This window comes from Vibrio sp. Sgm 5, from assembly GCF_026241575.1.
Taxonomy (GTDB): domain Bacteria; phylum Pseudomonadota; class Gammaproteobacteria; order Enterobacterales; family Vibrionaceae; genus Vibrio; species Vibrio jasicida.
This window is the reverse complement of record NZ_JAPHPY010000007.1, coordinates 100,081-116,600: the sequence shown is the minus strand read 5'-3', so window position 1 is coordinate 116,600 and position 16,520 is coordinate 100,081. Positions and strand designations below refer to the sequence as shown.

Annotated in this window: 14 protein-coding genes; 9 read left to right on the top strand and 5 right to left on the bottom strand. The window is 44.4% G+C overall.

Annotated elements, in window-relative coordinates; translation table 11 throughout:
- Nucleotides 1-374 precede the first annotated feature (374 nt).
- The 6 genes from OQJ86_RS06070 to OQJ86_RS06045 all read left to right on the top strand — a co-directional run bounded on the left by OQJ86_RS06070 (nucleotide 375) and on the right by OQJ86_RS06045 (nucleotide 5,528).
- Nucleotides 375-1,376 carry a polysaccharide lyase family 7 protein gene (locus tag OQJ86_RS06070; protein ID WP_265987185.1) on the top strand — a complete coding sequence of 334 codons (1,002 nt, stop codon included), beginning with the start codon at nucleotides 375-377 and terminating at the stop codon, nucleotides 1,374-1,376.
- On the top strand, nucleotides 1,360-1,719 hold the full coding sequence (locus tag OQJ86_RS06065) for a polysaccharide lyase family 7 protein (protein WP_265987183.1): 360 nt from the start codon (nucleotides 1,360-1,362) through the stop codon (nucleotides 1,717-1,719). Before OQJ86_RS06070 ends, OQJ86_RS06065 begins: the two co-directional genes overlap by 17 nt.
- A gap of 313 nt (nucleotides 1,720-2,032) precedes the next feature.
- Nucleotides 2,033-2,506 (top strand): hypothetical protein, encoded by a 474-nt coding sequence (locus OQJ86_RS06060; RefSeq protein ID WP_038867033.1) that lies wholly within the window; start codon nucleotides 2,033-2,035, stop codon nucleotides 2,504-2,506.
- A 22-nt stretch (nucleotides 2,507-2,528) separates the two neighbouring features.
- Entirely contained in the window at nucleotides 2,529-3,455 is a 927-nt protein-coding gene (locus OQJ86_RS06055) for a tripartite tricarboxylate transporter substrate binding protein (RefSeq protein WP_265987180.1), read from the top strand.
- 159 nt (nucleotides 3,456-3,614) lie between these two features.
- Nucleotides 3,615-4,028: a tripartite tricarboxylate transporter TctB family protein gene (locus OQJ86_RS06050; RefSeq protein WP_063345768.1), complete on the top strand. Its 414-nt coding sequence runs from the start codon at nucleotides 3,615-3,617 to the stop codon at nucleotides 4,026-4,028.
- Nucleotides 4,029-4,037: 9 nt separating this feature from the next.
- Entirely contained in the window at nucleotides 4,038-5,528 is a 1,491-nt protein-coding gene (locus OQJ86_RS06045; RefSeq protein WP_039975086.1) for a tripartite tricarboxylate transporter permease, read from the top strand.
- An 88-nt stretch (nucleotides 5,529-5,616) separates the two neighbouring features.
- Here OQJ86_RS06045 and OQJ86_RS06040 read toward each other — a convergent pair whose 3' ends face one another.
- The 5 genes from OQJ86_RS06040 to OQJ86_RS06020 all read right to left on the bottom strand — a co-directional run bounded on the left by OQJ86_RS06040 (nucleotide 5,617) and on the right by OQJ86_RS06020 (nucleotide 11,914).
- Nucleotides 5,617-8,055 (bottom strand): M9 family metallopeptidase, encoded by a 2,439-nt coding sequence (locus OQJ86_RS06040; protein WP_265987177.1) that lies wholly within the window; start codon nucleotides 8,053-8,055, stop codon nucleotides 5,617-5,619.
- Between the two features lie 247 nt (nucleotides 8,056-8,302).
- Nucleotides 8,303-8,641, bottom strand: a complete 339-nt coding sequence (locus OQJ86_RS06035; RefSeq protein ID WP_038867025.1) for an aldehyde-activating protein — start codon at nucleotides 8,639-8,641, stop codon at nucleotides 8,303-8,305.
- A gap of 22 nt (nucleotides 8,642-8,663) precedes the next feature.
- On the bottom strand, nucleotides 8,664-8,909 hold the full coding sequence (locus OQJ86_RS06030; protein ID WP_265987176.1) for a hypothetical protein: 246 nt from the start codon (nucleotides 8,907-8,909) through the stop codon (nucleotides 8,664-8,666).
- Nucleotides 8,893-10,224 carry an IS4 family transposase gene (locus OQJ86_RS06025; protein WP_102386841.1) on the bottom strand — a complete coding sequence of 444 codons (1,332 nt, stop codon included), beginning with the start codon at nucleotides 10,222-10,224 and terminating at the stop codon, nucleotides 8,893-8,895. Before OQJ86_RS06025 ends, OQJ86_RS06030 begins: the two co-directional genes overlap by 17 nt.
- A 103-nt stretch (nucleotides 10,225-10,327) precedes the next feature.
- Complete coding sequence (locus OQJ86_RS06020; protein WP_039975167.1) at nucleotides 10,328-11,914, bottom strand: DNA cytosine methyltransferase; 1,587 nt, start codon at nucleotides 11,912-11,914, stop codon at nucleotides 10,328-10,330.
- Between the two features lie 380 nt (nucleotides 11,915-12,294).
- On the opposite strand from OQJ86_RS06020, the gene OQJ86_RS06015 reads away from it, so the two are divergent.
- The 3 genes from OQJ86_RS06015 (at nucleotide 12,295) to OQJ86_RS06005 (ending at nucleotide 16,194) form a co-directional block, all read left to right on the top strand.
- A complete protein-coding gene (locus OQJ86_RS06015; RefSeq protein WP_042601885.1) occupies nucleotides 12,295-13,740 on the top strand; it encodes an MvaI/BcnI family restriction endonuclease in 1,446 nt (481 codons plus the stop codon).
- 169 nt (nucleotides 13,741-13,909) lie between these two features.
- The gene (locus OQJ86_RS06010) at nucleotides 13,910-15,238 is read left to right on the top strand and encodes a sphingomyelin phosphodiesterase (RefSeq protein WP_265987174.1); all 1,329 of its coding nucleotides are present in this window, start codon (nucleotides 13,910-13,912) and stop codon (nucleotides 15,236-15,238) included.
- Nucleotides 15,235-16,194 carry a chromosome partitioning protein ParA gene (locus OQJ86_RS06005; protein ID WP_265987173.1) on the top strand — a complete coding sequence of 320 codons (960 nt, stop codon included), beginning with the start codon at nucleotides 15,235-15,237 and terminating at the stop codon, nucleotides 16,192-16,194. Before OQJ86_RS06010 ends, OQJ86_RS06005 begins: the two co-directional genes overlap by 4 nt.
- Nucleotides 16,195-16,520 lie beyond the last annotated feature (326 nt).

Genomic DNA, 16,520 nt, shown 5'->3' with positions numbered 1-16,520 from the left:
AAGACACACATTCACATCTTCCTAATAAAAAACTTTTCGCCTTTTTGCCAATTTTACTATTGAGTACAAATTCGCTCTCGATCACATAAATCATATTATATAGGTTGTTTTCTCACTCCAATCAATCACCGCCATACTATTCAAACATTCAATTTCAGAAGCAAAATCATAGTTCGAGCAGCATAGAAAGTTGGTTACATTGTCAACAACTGGCAGTGGTCACTTTTTCGTCCATTTCAATTTCAATATTTGTGTTTTTCCCCTCCACTTCATACTTAACATAGTCAACACCACGCATATTTGTGTTATTTAAATACAAGCAATATTACTTTCTTTGTATGTCACGAAGAATGACGTTAACCATGGAGAACAATATGAAGATCACACTCACGAATATTGTCGGTAGTGCGTTGTTACTAACAACATTTGCCTCGCACAGCGCTCAAGTGAATTTAATAAACCCAAGTTTTGAAGAGAGCTTTTCTGGCTGGACGGAATTCGACCCAACCGCCGAATCTGGCGTTGCTTACGATGGTGTAAAATCAGCAAAATTCGAAGGTGATGGAGCTCGACTTGAGCAAACCGTTTCCGTTGTCGCCAACACCGAATATACACTCAGTGCTTATGTGCGGGGTGATGCAAACATTGGCGTAGACGTTGGTGGAAGTACCTATAGCCAATCTGCATCCAATAGCGATTGGGCGAAAACAACCGTCATCTTTAACTCGCAGGATTCAACCGAGATCACCATATTTGGTGAATACAATAGTGCCGAAGGACGTGTTGACCTGTTCGCACTCAACTCATCAGACATCATTGATCCACCGATGACTTCTTTACCTATGTTTGACCTTGACCCATCAGTGCCACCTTCCGATAACTTTGATCTACTTGATTGGAAACTGGATTTACCTGTTGACGATAACGGTAACGCCTCTGGCGATGCACAAGAAGTAAAAGAAGATGAGTTATCAAGTGGTTACGAAAACACAGAATTCTTCTATACGGGAGACGACGGTGGCCTCGTATTTATCTCTCCAGTTGAAGGAGCAACGACATCAAGTAATACCAAATACACGCGTTCTGAAATGCGCGAAATGTTACGCCGAGGCGATACCAGTATTTCCACCACAGGTATTACCAAGAATAACTGGGTATTTGCAAGCGCTCCAGCAGATGACCAAGATGCATCAGGCGGCGTTGACGGTGTATTAGAAGCAACTCTCGCGGTCAACGCGGTGACAACAACCGGCGATAGCAACCAAATCGGCCGAGTGATTGTTGGTCAGATCCACGCCAATAATGACGAGCCAATTCGACTTTACTATCGCTTACTACCCCGGTCACAGCAAAGGTTCATTGTACTTTGCACATGAACCTAACGCAGACGCTTCTCCAGACGATGAGCAGTTCATCAACCTAATCGGCAGCTCTGCAGATGATGCCTCTGAACCTTCTGATGGTATCGCCCTTAATGAACTCTTCTTCTATCGCATTGAAGTTCAAGGTAACCAGTTGATCGTGACAATTCAGCGAGATGATCATGAAGACGTGACGGAAACTGTCGACATGAGCACGAGTGGCTACGATGTTGGCGGTCAGTACATGTACTTCAAGGCAGGGGTTTACAACCAAAACAACTCTGGTGACCCTACAGACTACGTACAAGCAACGTTCTACTACCTCACCAACAGCCATGAAGGATACGAGTTCCCTTAGATCTATAAAGCCAAGCGGAAGGTTAACTCCCTTCCGCTACTTTCCATCTTAGTGATGGCATTAACAACAATAAAAAACGGTTTATACGTAAAATGTATCGTGATGAATACCACTTTATTGTCTTAGTTATAAAACTTGATTCAGCCCTCACTTTTATGACCAATATCCTTATTAAAGTTAGATCCCTCGCACTATTCTCTTGATTCACAAGTGATCTGACCATCATTTAATCGTTTCGTACGTTTCGCACTCACTTGTCATACAATATCATTTCTTTTGCAAGTTCAGGTAAGAACATCAAAAGGAATCAATGATGAAAAGTCATGTTGAAATTGCCATGGATGCTGTCGAGTTAGTCAAGCCATCCATAGAACGATTATTCGAACGAACCAATCGAAAAGAGCTCCATATCGTGGTGATGGATCCTAGAGTAAAACCGTGGGAAGCGTCTTTTACTGATGCCGTTCTCTATGAAACATCTCTGGGACAACCACAAGAATGGACCATTCCATTTGATGAGTTCGCAAGAAACAAAGCACAACAAGCATGGCGCAACGGCCGCCCTAATATTCATAACCAAACCACCCAAACCTCTTCTCTACAAGAAAACGATTTGCTGTTCTTCGGCTCATTTGTACATGGCGACGTCGTCGTTGCGTGCAGTGGTGTCGAGCAATGGTATGACATGCTCATAAGCGGCTGGATCGCCGTCGCGTTTGAGCAGCTCTGCATGAGCGAATATCAAAACAATAAAACAAACCACCCTACACAAGCATACAAAAACTAACGGAAACAAAAGGTCGATTATTATGAACAAGCTTCTTAAATCTCTACTTGTCGCCGCTGGCATCATGGTCTCTGCAACGGCTATTGCCGCGGATTATCCAACGAAAAACATCCGTCTTATTGTTCCGTTTGGTGCAGGCGGTGGTACTGACGCCGTCGGTCGAACTCTGGCTAACTCCGCAAAAGATGTACTAGGACAAAACATCGCCGTAATGAACCGCACTGGTGGGGCTGGCGCGGTGGGCATGAGCTTTGGTGCGCAGCAGCGTCCAGATGGGTACACGCTTACGGTTGTCACTCGTGAAATCGCTTCTCTCCCTCAAATGGGTTTAATGCGACATGATGCGAGTGACTTTAAACTAATTCGAATGGTTAACCTCGATCCTGCCGTGGTTTTGGTTCATAAAGACAGCCCTTTCAACACCATCAATGACCTTATCGCCGAAGCCAAAAAAGGCGAAGGTAAAGTAAAGTTTGCCTCGACTGCAGCTCCGAACTTCTACCTGATGGCATTAGAGCAGAACCAAGGAATCAAACTTAACGCCATTCCATACAACGGTGCATCGGAAGCGATTCCCGCGGTACTTGGTAAACACACAGACGTCACCATGGTAACGCCAGGAGAAGCCATTGCTCAGTTGCGTTCAGGTCAATTGAAAGCATTGGGCGTCATGTCAGACGAACGCATTGAATACATCGCCGATGTTCCAACCTTGAAAGAGCAAGGTGTTGATGTTGTTACTGGTACATGGCGCGGTATTGGCGCACCAAAAAACACGCCAGATGAAGTTATTGAAACGCTAGGTAAAGCCTTTGATGAAGCGATGGCATCGGCAGAGTTCAAAGAGTTTATGGAAAAAGGCGCAATGTCGATTCATAACATGGATGCAGAAGCGTTTACCAGGTTTGTTGATGAAGACAGCAAAGCACTCGCAAAACTAATTCAGTAAGTGATGTTTTAAGCGAAGAGCATCACCCCGGTGCTCTTCGTGTTGAGGAGAATCAGCATGAGTCAAAACAGCCTACAACAAAGCGGCTCACAGCCCACAGAACCCATTCAAAACCAACCGTCATCAAAACTGGATAGAGAGATCTTTTTCCCGCTTTTGATGATCGTCATTAGCAGCATCGTACTTGTGCTCATCAGCCAATTCGATGAACCGCACTACCAAGACGCCAGCGTTAACGCCCAATTCTTCCCTAGTGCTATCGCAATTGCACAAATCGTCATTTGCATCGCTCTTATCGTCCAACGAAAGCTAAAAGCATCCATTCAACCGCCTGCCGTTCCTATATTTTCAAAAATGGCGATATTTGGAATCGGCTTTCTCGTGGCTTATGCGCTGCTGATTCATATCGTCGGTTATTTGATTGCAAGCTTAATCGCGTTCACCGCTTACTTGGTCTTTTTCAAAGTCACAAAGCCGCTGTATTACCTTATCGCTTGGTGTTTTGTATTTGGGGTGTATTACCTATTTGGAGAGGTGTTTTACATCGCTCTACCTCAAGGCTTGTACTATTAAGGAGAGGCTATGTTTGAACACTTACTCAATGGCCTACTAACCGCATTTAGCCCAGAAGTATTACCCATCTTAATTTTCGGTGTTGTCGGTGGGATCATCTTGGGCGCACTACCCGGATTGACGGCTACAATGGGCGTGGCGATTCTATTGCCCTTTACCTTTGGTATGGATTCCACACCAGCACTGGTGATGCTTATTGGCGTCTATATTGGTGGTATTTACGGAGGCTCCATTGCCGCCATTCTATTGAAGACACCGGGTACACCGGCTTCAGCCGCAACGGTACTCGATGGACACACCTTAGCAGCAAAAGGACAAGCCGCTCGTGCGCTCAGTATTTCTGCGGTTGCCTCGTTTGTCGGCGGACTACTGAGTACGATTGTCTTAATTGCCATCTCCCCGCTTTTGGCAAACTTTGCACTACGCTTCAACGCACCCGAGTACTTTGCGCTCGCTCTGTTTGGCCTAACCATTATTGTTAGCGTTTCTTCTCAAAACATTTTGAAAGGCTTGTTGGCTGGTAGCATTGGTTTATTGGTGTCTACGGTTGGTCTTGACCCTATCAGTAGTGTTCCGCGCTTCACGTTTGGAATGATGGATCTTTATAGCGGCATCAATGTTATTCCGGTGCTTATTGGCTTGTTTGCCTTGTCAGAAGCCATCAATCAGATCGAGAAGATCATCAATGAGAAGCATGCAGAAGTACCAACGTTTGATCGTAAAATTCTAAGCAAAAAAGACCTCAAGACAATCCTGCCTACAGCCACTAAAAGCGGCCTGATTGGTACTGCGATTGGCTCTGTACCCGGTGCGGGTGCGGATGTCTCGGCTTTTGTTTGCTACAACGAAGCCAAACGTTCAGCGAAAAAACCGGAGGAGTTTGGTAAGGGGTCACTTCATGGGTTGGCCGCAGCTGAATCCGGTAACAACGGCGTAACCGGTGGCTCATTAGTCCCTTTGCTCACACTGGGTGTTCCGGGTGATGCCGTTGCAGCAGTCTTGTTGGGCGCACTGATTGTGCAGGGTTTAACGCCTGGGCCTCTCTTGTTTAGCCAAAGTCCCGAGGTTGTTTATGGCGTCTTTAGTTCGATGTTGGTCGCTAATATCGTCATGCTGCTGGTTGGCTTACTTGGTATTCGTTTCTTCTGTCGCATCATCGAAGTTCCGAAAATACTGATGATTCCAATCATCATCTTCCTGTCAGTGGTTGGTGCTTATGCGATTAACAACTCTATGTTTGATGTCGGCATCGCTATCGCGTTTGGTTTACTGGGCTTCGCCCTCGGCAAGATGGACATTCCATCCTCACCAATACTGTTGGCCATCATTCTAGGGCCTATGGCAGAAACCAACTTACGCAAAGCCTTACTCATGTACGACAACTCGTGGTCATTCTTATATGAGCGACCAATCGCACTGGCCTTCGTGTTGCTAGCGATCTTCTCGGTGTACTCAACACTAAAAATGAAGAAGAAAGCCAAACCCCAAGCCGAAACCTAGAAAAGGTTGCGTAACGAATAACACAGCAAAAAGCCGGACTCTGATGTCCGGCTTTGGTTTTATGAGGGTTTGATTTCGATGCTGCGAATTAGTAGAAGTACACCAACATCTCGACCTCATCCCCTTGCTGATTAGCATTCAAAGAGAAATGGACATAGCCTTCTTCTGTCACTGGGATTTGCAGGTATTCATTACTGCCCCAGTAGTTTGATGCGTATTCGTGTTGTCCTACTGTTGGCCAATAAGCTTTACTCGCATACAGGTCAACGTTGCCATTGTCTGCATTACCGTTTTTGTCGGTTAGCCACACTCGCACCTCTTGTACGCCTTGCGGAACATAAACCGCTGCGTAACGCTGTTGGTGCACCGTTAAGGTTTGCGCTTGGCCAGATTCCAATACCACTGGAGTTAAGTCATCTTGCTCTTGTGCTGGCGGCGTTGGGGTTTCTGTCACTAATGACGCCTGTAACGTCACGTCATTAAAATCAGAACGGCCCGCGATGCTGATGTAGTAACGACCCGGCTTAATGTAACCCGATTGCTCCGGCTTAAACGTCACTAACTCGTTACTGCCATCGCCATACTGGCTGAACTCATAGTCATAGTAATGAGCTTCTTTCTCAAAGCTCATGTACAAATCGGCATCACCTTGGCTTTTGCCATGAATCGCCACGTCAAAGTGAGTAGTGTTCTCTGGCACATCCACATAGAACAATTGCTCGCTGTATGCTGCGCCACTGAGCACCACACTCTGATTTGCTGCGAGTTGCGTTACTTGATCAGAAGGCTCTGTCGGCTCACCCGGATTTGGGTCTGGGTTAGGATCAGGCTGCTGAGATTCACTAGAGACTGAATCTAACCAACGATCAAACTCGCCATTGTATTGCTCACCCAATAATTGAACCTGCTTTGCCCACTCAGCAAACTGACCAGAACGAGAAAGCGCTAGTAAGCTATCTACCTCTTGCGGATGCTCTTCCAACATAAAGCGAACTGCTAAGTAGCCCCAACGATAAACTCGATTGGTATCGTGAGAGTAAGTGGTCGCCAACACGTCCGATAGGCTCATCTTGCCGTCAGCAATCAGCCCAATCGCCGCGTCGTAACCTTGCTTGTAATGCATGTACTCAGCAAAGCCCTCAAGCCACCAAACAATGTAACCATGTGCCAAGTTATCGCTGAATGAGCCATATTGGTTGAATCGCGCATCTAGGTAATGAGTGTATTCATGCTCTAGGTTGAGAATAGAAAGCGCCTCACCATTGTCATAGCGGTAAGCGACAAAGCGAGCCACGTTGCCAACTTGTGCTGGATTACCCTCAAGGTACTGACCGCCGTTATCCGTTGTATTACCAAACAAGAAAGACGAGTAATCCACGTAGCTGCCGTTGTTCGCAAACACTGCGACTTCTACTCGTTCGTTGTCGTCGTCCGCAACAGGTTGATGCCCTGTATTTGCCACCTGGTGGAAATCGGCCTCTTTTGCGGCTAAAACCTCACAAGCTTCAATAGATTGGGCTTGGGTTAAATCTTGGGAACGGATGATGGCCGGACCATCACACTCATGACGATTAGGTAGCACGCGAGCCGCTAAATCACGCTTCGCTTGATCTAAATCCAGACCATTTAAACCCTCTGGCGCGAAGTAGCTCATCATCTCTACTGCGGCTAACCAAAGCTTATCGTGTTCACTACCAAGTGGGTTTTGCTCCATCACTTCTTGCATCACACGCAGCGCTTTCTCTTTGGTTGCTTGGTTTGGGCTGGCTAATAAACGTCCGGTTTCGCGAACGGCGTTGTAAACCAAGAAGCTCGCATCCGTATCCAATGCCCAAGCATTATCACGAGCAAACGCCGCTAACGTATCAATGTGTTGCGTATGGCTTGCCATGTATTGGTAAAAATCATCTCGCGAAGCATGGCCAGCCATTGCACGGAAAAGGTTGTTCAACCCATCGACCCACTGTGTATCTTGTGCCGTTTCGCGATTGAAGTGACGCAATGCCGCAAGTTGTGCTTCCATCGTTAGAGAAAGTTGCTTCACATTGTCGACCATCAACGTCAGGCTTTTCATCGCTCCTACTTGCTCGCGTCCTTGGTCTAGCGCGTGTGGATTCGCTAAGAACGCATTAATCGACTGAGCAAAACGTTGGCCTAATATCTCAGAGAAATCCGGCTGTTGCGCGTTATAGCGAACGTAATAAGCCGCACGCACAAACTCACCAAGGTTCTCTAGTTTGCGCGCTTGCTCCGCCTCACCACGGTAACTTGCAATGGCTTGGTTTAACGCGATTTGAATACGGCTTAAGCTCGCTTCACTGTAGATATCGTTCAGCGAATCAGCAGGTGCAGAGAACCAAGCACCATAGCAATGATGACTCGCTTCAGAAACGGCCAAGGCAAGATCAGACGCTTTTTGAAGATCAGGAATATCGCACTGCTCTTGTGCGAATGAGAAACTGGAAACACTGGCAAGCATGCAAGCTAGCGTCAAGCGATGACGTGGGAATAGACGGGTATGAGACATAACGACACTCATTGATTAGTTATATATTTGAGGGCGCTGTTATATTCCTTACAATCAATACGGAGAACTGAGTTGCATAAAATTTATGAAGCCAGTTCAGGAAATAGAATTTATACTCTAATTTATAAACCAATTACCAGATTTGCAGATTATCTCTCTCCGAAAACGTTACACAACTGATTGAAATATCAAAGATAAAGTCAGTTAACTAGAAAGAGAAAAGCCAGACATGTGTCTGGCTTTTAGGTTAGTAGCGCTTACCATCAATGCGTCTCAGCGGGATATCTTTCAAGACTTCCTCTTCTGCCATCCTCATATTGATGGCGACGATATCAGCGTCGCATTTCTCTGTCGTTACGTAGTGTGTCAAACACCCACACAGATTGCAGCGATGAAACTCGACTTCTTTATCACCCCAAATATAAAAGACAGAAGGCTCTTTTAAATAGCGAACTGATACTTGCTCTGGTGAGTAGTAAGCCCAATAAGCTGCATACCGACGGCAGATAGAGCAATTACATGATGCTATCTCTTTCGGTACATCAGCTTGAACAACGATGTTCGCGCAATGGCATGTGATTTCCATATCTTCCACCTATTAAATAATTTTATTTGCTTATACCTTTATGAGCTAAAGCGGTTGCAATTATCTTATCCACCAATACTGAGCTACGAATATTAGAAACTCTTTCTATTAAGAAGAATGCTACCACTGGTGTTACATTTTTTCTTATTTCTCCCCAATAGAAACCCATTGCCAGATTATCTCTCCAAAAGCATAACACTGCGGATTGAAATACAATTAAAAAAGCCGACAATAAAGTTAATGCCACTCGCTTAAGAGCGAGTGGCATTTTTATCTCTAGAACGTGAGGGGTATTTCTGCGCTTTTTTTAACACTGCTCTGGGGTAAGGCTTTCTTTTTCTCTTTTTAGGAAGTATTAGCCGTTTACCATTGTCCCTCAACTCTTTCAGCGCCTTAGGGATGCCTCCTGGAGTCCTTCCATCTGACCAGATGAACTCTTCTTGTATTAAGCATAGTGCGTTGACGAAGCTAATTCGTAATGGCTCTACTTCGTGCTGTTTTGCCATACCTGCCATTTCTAATCGAACAATATTGTACGATATCAGTATGCCCCATAGCTCTTGGTATACTCCTTCACTCTTTAGGCTTCTCAGTAGAGGCTTGTTCGCTAGTTGATATTGCTTAAGTTCGCCATAGCTGCGCTCTATTTCCCAACGCTGCCAATATACTTCAACTAATTCTTTCAATGCGTATGCATCAGGACATAAGCAAGAAGTAATAAACCCTTTTATCTCACCTTTAGGTGACGGTATTAAAACTAAACGAGCTGTCCACTTTTCGCCTAAATGAGGGTACTGTTTTTGAGCTTGAGGAGATACTGGCATTTCAATGAGATGGTCATAGTCACTGTACGAGTCGAGGAGCTCATATCTGAATTTCGATTTAATTGGGGTAAGCCAATGCGTGTTTTTGCCACTACCTTGCCAGCTTAGAAACAGCTCAGCAGACATAAATCCACGGTCAAAGAGAGTTAAAGAGTTTTCAGGTGCAGAGCCTACAAGTTTTTGTGCATATGAGATCTCACTCTCCGTGACAGGACCAAAAGCGGCATCAGCGATTAAATGGGTCTTTGTGGACATCAAAGTGACCGCAAGAACGGAAGGGAACGTAGCGGATTTTTGGGCATAACCAAAGGTCTGATTACTTTCTGTATCGTGCGTCTTGAAGTAAGTACCGTCAACACTCAATAGCTTCAATCCACAACATTGTTCAAACTCACTTTGTTGCTCCCATTGGGCTGCGGTCATTTTGAACAGGTAACGCATTGGCTCAAAGCCCAGCTTTTCTTTTCCTTTAATGATGCTACTGGTTGCTAGTGGTGGTAATTCTCCTTTTGAATCAGGGAACGCTAGCTCCAACCTATCACACACGTTTTGAATCGAGCGGTTTCTCAGTAGCCCAATACCTAATACTAACCAGACAGCTTGCTCGGCAGGAAACCTTCGTTTACGAACAGAAGCTCTGCCAGTTTGTTTAACCGCTTCTTCAACCCACTCTAAAGGAATATGTTTAGCAAAAGCATTGAGATGATGTTCTTGGCAAAACTCAGCGGTAATCTGTAACTCTTTAGAAAACTCAGACATAAAAAAATCGGCCTCAACTATGTTGAGACCGATTATGAACCCTGCTCAGGATCGTTCAATTATTTAAAACGATCGGCATTAACAATAAAGTCGGCTTATTCTGTTAACTTAAAAGCTTGGAGATACATAGACCCAGCTTTAGGCCTAGTATTGGAGGTACTGCATTACCAACCTGAGTATACTGTGGCACTTCGAATTTTCTCATCTGTCCCCCAGTTGTAATCTTTGATCTGAAAACAAAGTTATCAGGGAAAGATTGTATACGAGCCATTTCTCTGACAGTCAAAACTCTAAGTTCTTTCTTATCGTAATGGCATGCATCATCAGGTATAGACAATGCCGCTGGGGCTGGACTATCTGACACTAAGGCCTTTTGAGTTTGTTTTTTAGTAGGGTGAGCTTTCAGGTACAGCTCAAACTGCTCTTTGGTATCAAACTGATACAACTCGCCATTTTCATGAAGATATTCAAAAGGCTTTAACGCTTCCCATGAAGTCATAGTCAATGAATCAGTCTCACCTTTTAGAACAGCAAACACACTTTTAGTAACTGAGCGGTCATCAACTTGCTGCAACACTTGATAAAGTCGAAAGCGACGCTGCACCAACGGACTGTTATTTCTTAGCGCATGATTTAGACCTTTAGGGTGCTTCTTAAGAGTCTTAAATGTTGCATTTAGTACATTAACAAATTCAGATGGCTCAGAAGGATCGTTGATTTTTAGATCGTCTAAGGCTTCTTTTACTGATACTTCCTTTTCACAATCAACCAACGATTGTAGGAAACTATTTTTGAAAAAGGTCATTCCGCTAGTTTTTGTAGCATCAACATAATCTAGTCGACCAAACGGCATCTTACTCAGTTCAGCCTCTTCTAGACCTCGAACTTCATTATAAAACGCTAAAGGTTGCTCAAACAAAGATAGAGAAACACTATCAAGAGACGTTTTAATACTCTCAAAGTGCTCTAAATGTACTGCGATAAGAATAAAGCGAGGTCGATTTTGAGCAACTCCAGCCAATCGGGCATTCACGTGCAAACACAGTGGAACATAACCAATTGATGCAAAAACCTTTGCAACCTCATACCAAGCATGAAACTGTTGCCCTTCAGAGTCCTTAAATGGTCGCAATATACCTGTGACGTTTTCAAGCAATGCAATCTTGGGTTTTGTTAATTTTACAAATTTAGCAAACTCCCAAGGAAGCGTATTCTTGTCATTATCCTTTTCTCGCTTACCTGCCATACTAAAGCTTTGGCAAGGGGGACCTCCTGAAACTAAATCTAATCCGCCACTACGACCAAAAGCAGTCTGCAACATTTTAGTGAAGTTATCATTACTCTCTAGTAAGCGGTTTAGCTCGACAATGCTTCCAACAACCAGCTTGCCATCTAGCGGCAAGTTTTTTGCGCCCAAATCTGTAGTTCCCTCTTCACCATAAGGAGGAAACTCAAAAGGGTTTTCACGTAAACGAGGCTTTAATTCGTTGTATTTGCTATTCAACCAAAAGGTGTGAGACGGCATTTTTTCTTGATTTGCTAGCTCGTGCAAATCTTCATTAAAGAAATTATATGCAAATGTTTCTGCCGCCATCGGAGACAACTCATTAGCTAAAACCAATTCAAACCCGGCTTGATCTAGGCCTAGAGACAACCCCCCACACCCAGCAAACAACTCAATATGATTCACGAAAAAACCCATCAATAAAAAACGAATGCTGGGGATTCTAAGCAAAGCTAGACAGAATGTCCAGGCTTAATTTTGCCTAAGCCTTTCGTTGATTCTCACTTTTATTGTAATATGCTGTTATCAAAGGCTTATTAGAGCAGCCTCACCTCACATAAAGACCCCTCTTGGTCAGCTCTGTAAATCTATCGGCGGATGTCGGTGTTTGCAGATCTGGTTATCACAAGCACCACAACTTTACGCACATAGAAAGCTAAAAAGGTTGTGAGTCATGCTACGTATCACCACCTTTTGGCCCTTCAGGTTTAGGGGAACCTTTGAAAAAAGCGCCAACGCGCTCCCAGTTACTTCAATATTACGTAGCGCCAAAAGGCAATCAAACCATGTCAAAAGACAAAAAATCTCTACCTACGATCTCCAGATTAAAACAAAGAGCGAAAGCCCTTAAGAAAGCACAAAACATCTCTCACTCAGAGGCGCTAAATAAGCTGAGTCATGAGTACGAATTTCAATCTTGGAGTGACCTGAACAAGTTCTTGATAGAACAAGAACAAACGTCAATTCCTACACCTACTCCATCAACAACATTTGTTGAATATGACGATGTTTCGATGAGTGAAAAAGACTTCGCCGTTCTGGAGAAAGAGCGGTCAACCGAGTTAGAGCAGTCACACAAAAAAAAGGTAAACGAGAATAAAAAAGTTTTAACTCGACTCGGCTTAGAATTTTCTATTTTTGAGCCCACAATAACGGGGTTAAAGAAATCAATTCTCGATGCTACGCAAACAGTTCGATCTCACTTTGAACTTGAGAATTTCCATTTTTATTGGGAGCAAAAGCAAGGGCCTGATTACAAGGTAGTCAAAGAGGCAATTCTTGTTAGTGAGTTTTCTCAAGTTAATTCAAAAGTCAGCCTTTATCGACCGATGACAAAACAAGGCGATCCAAGGATGTGGTTCCGCGGGTTAACAAAATTCGCAAACGCCGGAGATCAAATTGCAATTGTTATCGACGAGCAACGAGCTCTTCTATTTAATTTGTCTGATGTTTGTCTAGAAGAACAATTAAAACGAGAAAGTTCAGAAATAGGTAAAGTCCTAACGCTTCAAGTGAAAGAGAGCAATGAAGTTGTCATTGAGCTTCTTGATAAGCTCAGAGCCTTAGCAGCTTCTCAATTCTCTGCTCTTAGAAAGGGGGATACAGCTATCGGCTATACGCTTGAGACCAAGCTTGGTATAGAAGCTAACTCTAGCAAAAAGCCTGATTACAAAGGCATAGAACTAAAGTCCGGTCGAGGCTCAACTAATAGAACAACACTATTTGCTCAAGTCGCTGATTGGTCACTCAGTCCTTGTAAGAAAAGTGCCGAAATTCTCAATAAGTATGGATATCAAAGAGAGGAAGACTTTAAGCTCTATTGTACTGTGAGCACTCAAAAGGAAAACTCACAAGGGCTAAGCTTTATCTATAACCAATCAAAAGATCAGTTGGAAGAATGGTCAAATAAGAGTGAGTTGGTCGCTGTCTGGCCTGGTGATTTGCTTAGGAATCGGCTGAAAGAAAAGCACGCAGAAACATTCTGGGTGGAAGCCAAGAGCGAGATGGTAGAAGGTGTTGAGCAATTTCAGTTACTTAGCGTTACACACACAAAAGCACCAATTGTTAGCCAACTACTTCCCTTAATAGAAGCAGGTGTAATCACAATGGACCATTTGATTAAGAGAAGCGGGAAAACTGGCCGCGTCAGTGAAAAAGGCCCACTTTTCAAAATGGATAAGAAAAACCTTAGCTTACTATTCCCTGAACCATCCAAATACGATCTTATCTAAACTCACGAAAGGCTTACACGTTGTAAGCCTTTTGTTCCTTTCCAAATCCAAACAAAGATCACAACTTATTATCAAAGTCCGACGTGCGGTTTTCTGTCATCCATATTTAACGTGCTAGTCATAATTATCAATAAGAATAATCACTCTAATTCGACTTATGGACAGACAGATGAAATTGACACAATGGATTGTTGGGCTAAGTGGCTTACTCACATTACCGAGCTTGGCAGACACAGATGTATACCTTACGAATAACTCAGACCAACCGTTAACCATTCAGGTAAAACATGAAGGCAGCGATTTACTGGAATACGGTGAAGAATGGCAGCAACATGTGCAATTACTTGGTCCTTGGGAAACCAAATCGATACTGAGCTTTAATCGCTGGGAAGGCGTGAAAACTGGCCAGAACTATCGCTTTGAAACCGTGGTGTCTAACCCACAAGGTGAGAGTGTCACACTCAACCAAGTGGTGGAGGGCCATTGGTATAACTCGACAATGGAATATGGCCTGTCGGCTGCTGATGTCGGTTTAGCATTGAAAGATGACCGTAACGTCCACCGTTCTTATACGGGATCTTTTGGTATTCGCAATACAGAGCTCGCATTCAAATCGAGCAAGACAGCCCGGTACGACGATTTGCACTACACCATCACCCCTAGCAAGGTAGATGAAGCAACGGATAATAATGAGCAAAACCTGAAGCTGATGACTTATAACATCTGGGCTCTGCCTGCGATTGCTTCACATATTGGCGATCGTTACGCGCTAATTCCTGATTACGTCAAAGGTTACGACGTACTGGCACTACAAGAGGTGTTTGCCAATGGTCGTGATGCGTTCTTACGAGAACTTGCAAAAGAATATCCTTACCAGACTAAAATGCTGGATAAAGAGGGTTTCAACATTTACGACGGCGGTGTGATCATCGTGAGCCGCTACCCTATCGTGAATCAGGCGCAATATGTGTTCCCTGATTGCACCGGCACCGACTGTTTTGCCGACAAGGGCGTGAATTATGCGGAGATAGTCAAAGGTGGTCAGGCTTACCATGTGTTTGCCACGCATACCGCCTCTTTTGATACGGACACGGCACGAGACTATCGCCAACGCCAATTTAAACAGATGCGTTCGATGGCTCAGTCTTTGAATATCCCAACGAGTGAAACTGTGGTTTACAGTGGCGACTTCAATGTGAATAAGTTGAAGTTCCCTGATGACTATCAACAGATGATTGCGAACTTAAGTGCAATCGAGCCGCAGTACTCAGGTTATACGGCCTCCACCTTCGACCCTCGCATTAACAATTTTGCCGGAGAGGCTTTATCTGGTGGTGAGAATGTTGAGTACCTCGACTACGTGATGGTGAGTAATGAGTATGGCGTGAAGTCGTTTAACGATAACCGTGTCGACGTTCCGCGCTCTACCGCAGAGAGTTTGTGGAAACACTTCAATCTGTCGGATCACTTCCCTGTTAGCGCTGTGATCAAGCCATGAAGCGTGTTGCGTTAATTACTGTGTCCGCCGTTGTGGCGGGCACGATTTGGTTCTCAATAGCGGGCGATAAGAGTGAAAGCTTGTTGCCGTTTTCTGCTGTGATTGAAGGCCGTGCTGAACAAGGTACCAGTGGTCATTCTTCTTCATCAGTAAATCAAACTGTCAGTAAAAAAGTCGTACCCAAAGCCAAAGATACCCCCTCTCCAATTAAAGCCATTGCTGGACGTTTGAATGACGCCAAAGGTCGCGCATTAAAAGCCGAAATAGAGACATTCTGGCATACGTGTATGTCTGACCATAACTGCGAATCTAAGCTGGCCGAACTGGAAAGTTATATGTCGGGTGAGCGCTTTGCTTTACTGGCGAACTACCATCAGATCAATAGTTTATGGCAGCAAAGTGTGGGTGATTTGTTGTTTGATGAGCAGCAACCGCTCGCCTCTCGTGTTGCTCTTCTCAAAGCGGAAGCAAGAAAGGTATGGGGTGAGCTGGCCGAAGTCATTTTTGCTGATGAATTTGCCCTTTACGATTTTAGTTTGCAGGCAGAGCAGTTGAATTCGACTCCCGCTCAAGACTACGTTCAAGCCTTTGAGGATTTAGTTCAAGAGTGGCAAGGCAATGAAGAAACGTTGGGATTAGCCAGCGAGCAAGCAAAGTACGAACGTGCGGTGGCGTTAATTCCGGATAGCGTCAGCCAAACAGAACGTAAGGCTTTGATTGAGGAGCTTCAACAAACTTACCTTTCTGAGCAAGAGAGCAAAGAGATACGCGCTCGCGAACAACAAGTCGCCGAGCAACAGCAGCAAGTGCGCGATTATCAGAGTGAGTTGCAACAGCTTGAATCCAAACTAGCAACGCAAAGATCGACCAGCCATACAGGTTTATCGGACTCGGAATGGCAGCGTTATTACCAACAAGAGGTGGCGGATTTTCGTCGTGAGTTCTTTGCGGGCTAACGGCTCGTTTGTCTGAGCAATTGGAGGTGAGAGATTCCCTACTCGCTCATTCTTCGCTCTAAGCAATGACGATGTTTGAGTGTAAGCGTAAAGACAACAAATACCTCCCCCACTAACTCAAAACTTAAACCGTGTCATTCCAACAAGCCTAGGCGCGACTAGGAATCTGGTTTCAACAAGCTTTAGATTGGCGAGAACACCAAAGTTCACAGCACTTGGTGAGTAGATTCAGAATTACACTCGTCCCTCGTTTTTCAGAATGACGGTATTTAAAACATGAGTGTGGAATAAGATTTCCTACTCATTCATCTTCGCTCTGGGAAATG